The sequence below is a fragment of the Corynebacterium sp. genome (assembly GCF_012837295.1).
Lineage (GTDB): Bacteria > Actinomycetota > Actinomycetes > Mycobacteriales > Mycobacteriaceae > Corynebacterium.
Genome location: NZ_DURI01000214.1, coordinates 1 through 9770 on the forward strand (window position 1 = coordinate 1; position 9770 = coordinate 9770).

At 68.9% G+C, this 9770-nt stretch carries 7 protein-coding genes and 1 pseudogene; 1 reads left to right on the forward strand and 7 read right to left on the reverse strand.

Annotation, left to right across the window (positions count from 1 at the left end):
- Positions 1 to 311 (forward strand): annotated as a pseudogene (locus tag GX015_RS07095) (hypothetical protein); the annotation flags it as partial.
- Between the two features lie 6 nt (positions 312 to 317).
- Here the strand turns inward: GX015_RS07095 and gcvT are convergent.
- The 7 genes from gcvT to GX015_RS07130 all read right to left on the reverse strand — a co-directional run.
- Positions 318 to 1499 carry a glycine cleavage system aminomethyltransferase GcvT gene (gcvT, locus tag GX015_RS07100; protein ID WP_291343907.1) on the reverse strand — a complete coding sequence of 394 codons (1182 nt, stop codon included), beginning with the start codon at positions 1497 to 1499 and terminating at the stop codon, positions 318 to 320.
- A gap of 250 nt (positions 1500 to 1749) precedes the next feature.
- Positions 1750 to 3405 (reverse strand): cation acetate symporter, encoded by a 1656-nt coding sequence (locus GX015_RS07105; protein ID WP_291343909.1) that lies wholly within the window; start codon positions 3403 to 3405, stop codon positions 1750 to 1752.
- A gap of 3 nt (positions 3406 to 3408) precedes the next feature.
- Complete coding sequence (locus GX015_RS07110) at positions 3409 to 3795, reverse strand: DUF485 domain-containing protein (protein ID WP_046649925.1); 387 nt, start codon at positions 3793 to 3795, stop codon at positions 3409 to 3411.
- Positions 3796 to 4078: 283 nt separating this feature from the next.
- On the reverse strand, positions 4079 to 6535 hold the full coding sequence (locus GX015_RS07115; RefSeq protein ID WP_291343912.1) for an HAD-IC family P-type ATPase: 2457 nt from the start codon (positions 6533 to 6535) through the stop codon (positions 4079 to 4081).
- 12 nt (positions 6536 to 6547) lie between these two features.
- A complete protein-coding gene (locus tag GX015_RS07120; RefSeq protein ID WP_291343914.1) occupies positions 6548 to 7315 on the reverse strand; it encodes an enoyl-CoA hydratase in 768 nt (255 codons plus the stop codon).
- Positions 7316 to 7341: 26 nt separating this feature from the next.
- Entirely contained in the window at positions 7342 to 8220 is an 879-nt protein-coding gene (locus GX015_RS07125) for an aldo/keto reductase (RefSeq protein ID WP_291343916.1), read from the reverse strand.
- A gap of 62 nt (positions 8221 to 8282) precedes the next feature.
- Positions 8283 to 9770 (reverse strand): FMN-binding glutamate synthase family protein (locus GX015_RS07130; RefSeq protein WP_291343918.1); only part of this gene is annotated, 1488 nt, incomplete at its 5' end.

The window sequence follows — 9770 nt, forward strand, 5'->3', positions numbered from 1 at the left end:
CGGGCCTGGAGGGCACCCTTCGGCCGGCCGTCAACGGCGAAAACCTAGTGTGCGCCGGCGGCCCGGTGCCCCGCTGGACCGTGATCCTCGACGAGCCCTCCCCCACCACGCCGTCGGACGAACCGGGCGAGGCCACCGGCGAACCTCGCCCCACGCCCGGAAACGGCAATGGCAACGGGAACGGTCCCGGACACGGGAACGGGAACCCCGGCAACGACGGCCACGGCAACGGGCACGGGAACGGCGCCGCCAACGCCAACGGCAATGCCGGGGCGAACCCCGGCGCCCGTCCGGGCCGGGACACCGACTAATTGCACTTAAGCCCGCTTGCGGCGGTTGTAGAACGGCGTCGGCACCACGGTGGCCGTGCGGGACTCGCCCTCGACCTCGAGCGTGAGCTCCGTGCCCTTCGTCGACTGCCAACGGTCGACGTAGGCGAACGCGATCGGGTAGCCGAAGGTCGGTGAAACCTTGGTCGAGGTGATCGCGCCGACCTCATTTCCGTCGGAGTCGCGGAGCACCGCGCCCCGCTCCGGCGCGACCTTGCCCTCGATCTGCAGGCCCACCAGCAACTGCTGCGGCTGCGGCTGGTTGACCAGGGCGTTGCGGCCGATGAAGTTGCCCTTCGTGGGGCCCATCACCGACTTCAGGCCAGCCTCCAGCGGCGTGCGATCGCGCGTCAGCTCGCGGCCGTACAGCGGCATGCCCGCCTCGAGGCGCAGGATGTCGCGGCACAGCAGGCCGCAGGGGCGAACGCCCAGATCCGCGCCGTCATCCGCGGGATCCTCGGGGTCCGACACCGGCCCGCCGGCGGCGAGCAGAGCGTCCCACACGTCCGCGCCGCGATCGGCGGGCGGGAACACCTCGAAGCCGTCTTCGCCGGTGTAGCCCGTGCGGGCGACGATCATCTCCACGCCCGCGACCTCGAGCGACGTGCAGGAGTAGTAGCGCAGCGCGTCGAGCGTGCCGTGCGAATCGACCGGCACCACGCGGCGCAGCAGCTTCGCCGCCCGCGGGCCCTGCACGGCGATCAGCGCGATCTCGGAGCTGCGGTCGACCACCTCGACGTCGTAGCCGCCGACGCGCTCGCGGAGGGTGTCGTACACCTCGAGCATGTTGCCCGCATTGTTGACCAGCATGAATTCGTTGACGCCCAGGCGGTAGACGATGAGGTCGTCGATGATCCCGCCGTCCTCCTGGACGATCATGGTGTACTTCGCCTTGCCCAATGCGATCGGCTTGATCGCCGAGATGAGCGTATGCGCCAGGAAACGCGCGGCATCCGGGCCCGACACGCGGATCTCTCCCATCAGCGACAGGTCGAACAGGCCCACCGCCTCGCGCACCGCCTTGTGCTCCTCCAGCTCGGAGGAGTAGCGGAACGGCAGTTCATGCCCGCCGACGTCGCGCATTTCCGCGCCCAGCGCCACGTGCCGGTCGTGCAGCGGGCTGCGGCGCGGCGACGTCCCGGGATTCGGCTGTGCGGTCGAGTCGGTCATGGGGTGCCTCCTGGTCTGTCACGGGCATGGTTGGCAACTACTCTATCCCCGCCTCCGAATTTCCGCTTTGCGGCAGGTCACGGGACTGCTTTTCGACGCCCGCCGGGCCGTCGAAAATCGGGAAAGCCCCGCCCTCCCCCGGATTTCTCCGGGATCGGGCGGGGCTTCGGCGGAAGCGGCGCGCCACCGTGGGGACGCTCACCCGGCGCGGACGATGACCTCCGCGCCCGGGGTGCTCCGGGGGTCTCGCTTAGTGGTCGACGGCGGCCTCGGTGCCGACGCCGGTGAGGGAGCGGACCTCCATCTCAGCCTGCAGGTCGTCCATGTTGTCCGGCTTGCCGACGAAGGTGCCGATGATGCCGGCGAGGAAGCCGAGCGGGATGGAGACCAGGCCCGGGTTCTGCAGCGGGAAGAACGACCAGTCGGCGCCCGGGACCATCGAGGTCGGGAGGCCGGAGACGGCCGGGGAGAAGAAGATCAGCAGCAGGGCCGAGCCCACGCCGACGTACATCGAGGAGACGGCGCCGGTGGTGTTGAACTTCTTCCAGAACAGCGACAGCAGGATGGTGGGCAGGTTCGCCGAGGCGGCGACGGCGAAGGCCAGCGCGACCAGGAAGGCGACGTTCTGCGACATCGCGAGGATGCCCAGGATGATGGAGGCGATGCCCAGCACCACGACGGTGATGCGGGAAACGCGGACCTGCTGCTCCTCGGTCGCGGTGCCCTTCTTGATGACGGCCTGGTACAGGTCCTGGCCGACGGAGGCGGAGGCCGTGATGGCCAGGCCGGCGACGACCGCGAGGACGGTGGCGAAGGCGACGGCGGAGATCAGCGCCATGAAGATGGAGCCGCCCAGTCGCAGCGCCAGCAGCGGGGCCGCGGCGTTCGCGCCACCCGGGGCGGCGAGGATCGCGTCGGGGCCGACCAGTGCGGCGGCGCCGAAGCCCAGGATCAGGGTCATCAGGTAGAACGAACCGATGAGCACGATGGCCCAGGTCACGGACTTGCGGGCCTCACGGGCGGTGGGCACCGTGTAGAAGCGCATGAGCACGTGCGGCAGACCCGCGGTACCGAGCACCAGGGCCAGGCCGAGAGAGATGAAGTCGAGCTTCGAGGTCTCGGTGGCGCCGTACTTCATGCCCGGCTGCAGCAGCTGGGAGCCCTGGGTGCCCGCCTCGGCGGCGGTCTGGGAGGCGTCGTGGGTGTTGACGGCCTGCTCGAGCAGACCGACGAAACCGGACTTGGCGATGACGAAGACCAGCACGGTCATGACGGCGACGCCGCCGACCAGCAGCACGGCCTTGATCATCTGGACGTACGTGGTGCCCTTCATGCCGCCGATGAGGACGTAGGCGATCATGACGATGCCGACGATGGCGACGACGATGGACTGCTCCAGCTTGCCGTCCAGGTTCAGCAGCACGGCGACGAGCGAGCCGGCGCCGGCCATCTGGGCGATGAGGTAGAACAGCGTCACGGCGAGCGTGGTGATGGCGGCGGCGGTGCGCACCGGCTGCTGGCGCAGGCGGAAGGCGAGCACGTCGGCCATGGTGAACTTGCCGACGTTGCGCAGCGGCTCGGCGACGAGCAGCAGCGCGACCAGCCAGGCCACGAAGAAACCGATGGAGTACAGGAAGCCGTCGTAGCCGCTCAGCGCGATGGCGCCGACGATGCCCAGGAAGGACGCGGCCGAAAGGTAGTCACCCGCGATGGCCAGGCCATTCTGGGTGCCGGAGAACTGGGCGCCGCCGGTGTAGAAGTCGGAGGCGTCCTTCTTGTTGCCGCCCTTGGAAACGCGGGTGACGACCACCATCGTGATCACGATGAACGCGACGAAGACGATGATGTTGAGGATCGGGTTGGACTCGGCGAGATCCGCCTGAGCGAGGAGGCTGTGGTTGTTCATGTCTTACTTGACCTCCCGGTTGCCGGAGTTGATCTTCTCGGCGATGACGCCGGACTCCATGTCTTCGCGGATCGCGGCCTGCTTCGGCTCCAGCTTCTTGTTGGCGAAGCCGATGTACCACCACGTGATGAAGAAGGTGGTGACGAACTGCAGGACGCCGAGCAGGATGCCGAGGCTGCCGACGATCGGCATCTCGGTGCCGAACAGGTCCGGCATGTACGTGGCCAGGAGGACGTACGCGACGTACCAGACCAGGCCCGCAACGGTCAGCGGGATGGTGAACGAACGGAACGTCGAGCGGAGTTCCTGGAACTCCTCGGTGCCCTGCACGTAGCGGTACTCCGCTGCGGTGGGCTTGTGCCGGTTTACCGGCTGGGGGGATGCGGACACTTGTGTGCCTTTCCGGGTCATCATGTACGGGCAATCACGGTTCACGCCGCGGATCATGGGACCCGGCGTGGGTAACACCTCACTCGGGGCGACGGCCTGTGTGGCGCGTCACACCGGAATATGTGCGCCCATGAAGTTACCTGCAACACCCTCACCTGCGAAACAGGTCACACTCACAGCGTGATTTAAGGAAGTTCGCGCCACCCCCAAAGGTCGGCCCCACCTGGGATGACGACCCCAAACGCCGTTACCCCCGCCTATGCGCCGTTTCAGTTAATTCCTATTAACTGTTTTGATTTTCGAGCCGATGCGACCGCATCCGGTTGATCTGCCAGACGATTTCGACCAGCACCGCACCCGCAATGCCCGTCAGCACCGCGACGAAACCCATCCCCGGCGACACCGGGTGGAGGTGCAGCACGGCGGTGATGGGCTTGACCAGGAAGATGACGAAGTACGCCCCGCCCGCGACCCCGAGCAGGGCGAGCTTCCACGGCTCGTAGGGCCGTGCGACGACGGCGAGCACCCAGAACGCGGTGATGATCAGCACCACCAGCGTCGCCGTCGACGCCGCCCCTTCCACCGCGGCAGGCGCGTCCGCACCCGGATACGCCCACACCCAGAACCCGAACGTCAGCGCGCCGACGATGAGCCCCGAGGGCAACGCCAGCCGGAACACCCGCGACGAAAACCCCGGCTTGGCGCGCTCGTGGTTCGGTGCCAGCGACAGCACGAAGGCGGGGATGCCGATGGTGAACCATCCGGTGATGGTCACGTGAATGGGCTCGAAGGGGTACGCGTATCCGATGACGCCGACGGCCAGCGCCAGGAACACGGAATAGATGGTCTTGGTCAAAAAGAGGTTCGCGACCCGCTCGATGTTGCCGATCACCCGCCTGCCCTCGGCCACGACGTGCGGCATGACGGCGAAGCGGTTGTCCAGCAGCACCAGCTGCGCCACCGACCGCGTCGCCGGCGCTCCCGCGCCCATGGCCACGCCGATGTTGGCGTCCTTCAGGGCCAGCACGTCGTTGACGCCGTCGCCGGTCATGGCCACGACGTGACCGCGCGACTGCAGGGCCCGCACCATCGCCCGTTTCTGGTCGGCGGTGACGCGCCCGAAGACGTCGCCTTCCTCGACGGCGTCGGCGAACGCCTCGCGCGCCGCCTCTCCCCCGTCGGGATCCGGGAGCTCGCGGGCGTCGACGGGCGAGTCCGCGCCCGGCAGTTCCAGCGCCCGCCCGACCGCGCCGACCGACGCCGCGTTGTCTCCGGAGATCACCTTGACGGTGACGTTTTCTTCCGCGAAGTACTCGAGCGTCTCCCGCGCGTCGGGACGCAGCGTCTGGTCGAGCACGACCAGCGCCACCGGTTCCAGCAGCCCCGGATGCTTTTCGACGGGCTCGCCCGGCCCCACCACCACGTCCGAGACGGTCACGGCGGACTTCGCCAGCAGCAGCACGCGAAGGCCGCCGCCCATCAGCTCCGCGGCACGATCCAGCGCCGCCGACCCGCCCGCGGCCAGGATGTCCGGCGCACCGAGCACCCACGTGCCGTGATCGCCGAACGTCGCACCCGCCCATTTCCGCGCCGAGGTGAACGGTGCCTTGTCGGTCGCCGCCCACCCCGGATCGGCAACGCCGGACTCGTCGAGGCTCTCGTTGATCGCCATCGTCGTGGCATTCGGTCTCTCCTCCAGCCGGCCCAACGCGGCGAGGACGTCGTGGACGGCCGCCACGCCGGCCCCGTCGTCAAGCAACTCCACGTCCCGCAGATGCATGCGGTTTTCCGTCAACGTGCCCGTCTTGTCCACGCACACGACGTCGACCCGGGCCAACCCCTCGATCGCCGGCAACTCGTTGGTGAGCACCCGCCTGCGCCCAAGGCGGACGATGCCGATGGCGAAGGCGATGGACATCATCAGCACCAGGCCCTCGGGGACCATCGGCACCAGCGACGCCACCATCGCCAGCAGCGACTCCTTCAGGTCCTGCCCCGACCGGAACAGCTGCGTCCAGATCACCAGCGCACCGGTGGGGATGAGGATCCACGTGATCACCCGCAGGATCTTGTTGATCCCGCGCAGCAGCTCCGAATCCGTCAGCGTGAACTTGCTGGCCTCCGCCGCCAGCTGCGCCGCATACGCCTCCGCCCCCACCTTCAGCGCCTGCTGGGTGCCGCCGCCGGAAATGACGTGCGACCCCGAATACAGCGGGTCGCCGACCTTCTTGTGCACGGGCTTCGACTCGCCGGTCAGCGGCGACTCGTCGACGTCGAGGTCGTCGACCGAGCGCGCCACGCCGTCGACGATGATCTGGTCGCCCGCCCCGAGCTCCACCAGATCGTCGACCACGATCTCCTCGCGGTCGATGTCGCGGGCCGGCCCGCCGTCGCGGATGACGAAGGGCCGGGCGCGCCCGACGATCGACAGCTTGTCCAGCGTCCGCTTCGCCCGCAGCTCCTGCACCACGCCCACGATCGAGTTGGCGATGATCAGCAAGCCGAAGGCGCCATTGACCCACGACCCCGTCCACAGGACGATCGCGAGCAGCACCGCGAGGATGGCGTTGATCCGCGTGAACACGTTCGCGCGGATGATGTCGGTGACCGTACGCCCCGACGTCGGCGGCAAATGGTTGACCAGGCCGGCCCGGCGCCGCTGATCGACCTGCTCCGAGGTCAGGCCGCCGGGGCCGGTGGCGAAGGCACTGTCCAGGTCGGCGTCGCGTTCCCGGCGCATCACGTCCGCCGGCTACTTTCCGCGGAACACCGGGTCGCGCTTCTCCGCGCGCGCCCGGCCGGCCTCCGCGGCGTCCTCCGACGCCCAGACCCGCTCGTACAGCTCGCGCTGCTCCGGCTTCGGCGGCAGGTTCGTCTCGTCGTCGTTGAGCACCATCTTGTGGTACTCCAGGCTCATCGGCGCGAAGGACGCGATGCGCTCGGCGACCTCGCGGGTGACGTGCGAATCGCCCAGGTAGGACGCCAGGCCGCAGGACTTCGCCTCCGACTGGTCGATCTGCTCGGCGGCCAGCAGGATGGTGCGGGCGCGGGCGCCGCCGACGAGCACGCGGGTGCGGCGGATGGTCCACGCGTCCACGGCGATGCCGAGCTTGACCGGCGGGATCATGAACCAGCCGCGCTCGCCCACCACGCGCAGGTCGGCGGCCATGGACAGCTGCATGCCGGCGCCGACCGCCGCGCCCTGCACGTCGGCGATGATGATGCGCGGGCATTCCTGCAGAGAATGCAGCATGCGGGCGAGCTGCTCGTGGAAGCTGCCGTCGCTGTGCTGGCCGCCCAGGTCCGCGCCGGCGCAGAACGCCCGCCCCTCGCCGCGGATGACGATGACCCGGCACTCCTCGCGCCCCGGCGCCGCGTCCACCGCGTCGGCGATGTCGGAGCACACGCCGGCGTTGAGGGAATTGCGCTTGTGATCGCGGTCGATGGTGATCGTGGTGATCGGCCCATCGTGCTCTACGCGGATCTCGGATGCTTCGGGGGTCACGGGCGACTCAGACATGTTCCCGAATCTACCGGGGCGCGGCGCTACTCGTCGCCGAAAGTGCGGGGATCGCCGCCGATGCGCGTGGCCGGGTCGGCGAGTGCGGCGATGGCGTCCAGGTGGGCGTCGGAAAGCTCGAAGCCGAGGACGCCGAGATTCTCCGCCATCCGGCCCTCGTCGGCCGACTTCGGGATGGCCACCAGCCCCCGCTGCAGATGCCACCGCAGCGTCACCTGCGCGGGCGTGCGGCCCAGTTCGGCCGCGATGTCGGCGATGGGCCCGGACCCGAACTGCTTGGCCCGGCCGAGCGGGGCCCAGCTCTGCGTGACGACGGACCGGCGCGCATTGTCCGCGACCTGCTCGTTCTGGGGCAGGCCGGGATGCAGTTCGATCTGGTTGACGGCGGGAGCCTCGGGCAGCTCGTCGAGGACTTCCGCATAGAAGTTGGCGACGCCCGCGGATCGGGTCAGCCCCTCGTCGCGCAGCTTCATGATCTCGCCGTAGCTCTCGGCGAACAGCCCCTGCTTCGGGCAGGGCCAGTGGACCAGCAGCAGGTCGACGTGATCGAGGCCGAGGCGCTTCAGCGATTCCCGCGCGGCACGGCGGGTGTCCGCGGCGCGCTGGTCGTCGTTCCAGATCTTGGTGGTCACGAACAGGTCCTCGCGGGCGACGTCGCCCGCCGCGATGGCATCCGCGATGCCCTGTCCGACGCCGACCTCGTTGCGGTAGAGCGAGGCGGTGTCGATGTGCCGGTAGCCGATGCCGATGGCGTGCCGGACGCAGCGGCGGGCGACGTCGTCGTCCATTCGCCACGTGCCCAGCCCAAGCTGGGGAATGGCGTTGCCGTCGTTGAGGGTCAGCGAGGGGATGGTGCCGCCGGAAGAGGCGCCGGACGCGGCTCGGTCGAATTCGTCATTGGCCATGCCCCTTTTGTACCCGTGCACCGGCGGGATTCGCATGGCGCCGGGCTCGGGCTGCTCCGCGCCTACTCCGCGTCCTCGTCCTGCATGTCCTCCGCGACCTTCTCCGCATCGGCGGGCGTCCCGTGGACGTCCGCGCCGGCCTCCTCCGCGGCACCGGGGCGCAGGCCCGCGATTTCCACGGTGTCGACGGACTCCGCCTTCCCGTTCTTCGGCTTCGTGCCGCCGTGGAGCTCCGGGTACCAGAAGCGCTCGGGGTCGGCGAGTTCCCAGTCCTCGGCCCAGGCGTGGAAGCGGGTGCCGCTGAGCAGCTCGCCGGGCTCGAGCCAGTTGTACAGCTCGGCGTAGGTCTCGGCGTATTCGTCGGAGGTGCGGCGGAAGAGCATCGACGGGGACAGCTGGTCGAAGTTCTCCAGGCCCATCGAGGCCAGCATGCCCACGGCCTCCTGAACGGTGGCGTCGTGGAAGTTGCGCACGCGGTTGGCCTTGTCCTCGACGTCCAGCGCCTTCCAGCGCTTGGGATCCTGCGTGGCGACGCCCACCGGGCATTCGTTGGTGTGGCAGAGCTGGGATTGGATGCAACCGGTGGCCATCATCATTCCGCGGGCCGAGGCCATGAAGTCGGCGCCCTGGCACATGCGCTTGATGATGTCGAAGCCCGTGACGATCTTGCCGGTGGCGCCGATCTTGACCCGGTCGCGCAGGCCGGCCCCGACCAGCGCGTTGTGCACGAGCACCAGGCCGTCGGTCAGCGGGAAGCCGACGCGGTCGGAGTACTCCAACGGCGCGGCGCCGGTGCCGCCCTCGGCGCCGTCGACGACGATGAAGTCCGGGGTGATGTCCTCCTCCACCATCGCCTTGCACACGGCGAGGAACTCGATGCGGGAGCCGACGCAGATCTTGAAGCCGACGGGCTTGCCGCCGCTGAGCTCGCGCATGGTGCCCATGAAGCGGACCAGCTCTCGTGGCGTGGAGTACACGCGGTGGAACGGCGGGCTGATGACGCCCTGGCCGACGCGCACGCCGCGGGTCTGCGCGATGATCTCGTCGACCTTGTCGCCCGGCAGCATGCCGCCCAGACCCGGCTTGGCGCCCTGGCTGATCTTCAGGTACGTGGCCTTGACCGCGGGCAGTGCCGCGCGCTCGCGGAACTTCTCGGGATCGAAATCCCCGTCCTCCGTGCGGCAGCCGAAGTAACCGGACCCGATCTCCCAGAACAGATCCGCGCCGTATTCCAGGTGATACGGGGAGATCGACCCTTCGCCGGTGTCGTGGATGAACCCGCCCATCGCGGCGCCCTTGTTCATGGCCAGCACCGCATTGGGCGACAGCGCGCCGAAGCTCATGGCCGCCACGTTGAAGATGGAGACGTCGTACGGCTGCAGCGTCTCGGCGCCGCCCAGCCGCACCCGCGGATTGGCGTTGACGGTGCGTGACGGCGCCATCGAATGCGGGATGTACTCGTAACCCGGCTCGGTGATCTTGCGCTCGGTGCCGAAGGACTTCTTCGAGCCCAGGCCCTTGGCGCGCTCGTAGATCACGGAGCGGGTGTC

Excerpts from the sequence above, each read along its gene's own strand:
- gcvT (WP_291343907.1), bottom strand. The coding sequence starts at position 1,499 with ATGACCGACTCGACCGCACAGCCGAATCCCGGGACGTCGCCGCGCCGC.
- GX015_RS07105 (WP_291343909.1), bottom strand. The coding sequence starts at position 3,405 with ATGAACAACCACAGCCTCCTCGCTCAGGCGGATCTCGCCGAGTCCAAC.
- GX015_RS07115 (WP_291343912.1), bottom strand. The coding sequence starts at position 6,535 with ATGCGCCGGGAACGCGACGCCGACCTGGACAGTGCCTTCGCCACCGGC.
- GX015_RS07120 (WP_291343914.1), bottom strand. The coding sequence starts at position 7,315 with ATGTCTGAGTCGCCCGTGACCCCCGAAGCATCCGAGATCCGCGTAGAG.
- GX015_RS07125 (WP_291343916.1), bottom strand. The coding sequence starts at position 8,220 with ATGGCCAATGACGAATTCGACCGAGCCGCGTCCGGCGCCTCTTCCGGC.